Origin of the sequence: Hungatella sp. SL.1.14 (assembly GCF_024460495.1) — a bacterium.
In the GTDB taxonomy this organism is placed as follows: domain Bacteria; phylum Bacillota; class Clostridia; order Lachnospirales; family Lachnospiraceae; genus Hungatella; species Hungatella hathewayi.
On sequence record NZ_JANFYJ010000347.1, the window covers coordinates 1 to 300 of the forward strand.

Annotated in this window: 1 pseudogene; it reads right to left on the bottom strand. The window is 43.7% G+C overall.

The features are described from left to right. Positions 1–300: pseudogene (locus NE473_RS31295) on the bottom strand (ATP cone domain-containing protein); the annotation flags it as partial.

Genomic DNA, 300 nt, shown 5'->3' on the forward strand with positions numbered 1-300 from the left:
GTAACAGTCGAGTTCTCCTTGACACGCCAGTCTTCCATCTTCACGTAACTGTTTACCACATCCTTGTAGTCCAGGATGGTATTCTTCATATTACGGATTTTTTCTCTCTGTTTTCTGTATAAAATATAGGCCTTTGCCACATCCGTATAACCGGTCTGCTCCAGAACATGCTCAACGCTGTCCTGAATCTGCTCAACCGTTATCTGGCCGTCTCTCATCTTTTCCTGAAAGTCTGCCGTGACACGGAGGGACAACAGCTCCAGAATCTAATTATTATAATCCTTCTTCGTAGCCTTAAAT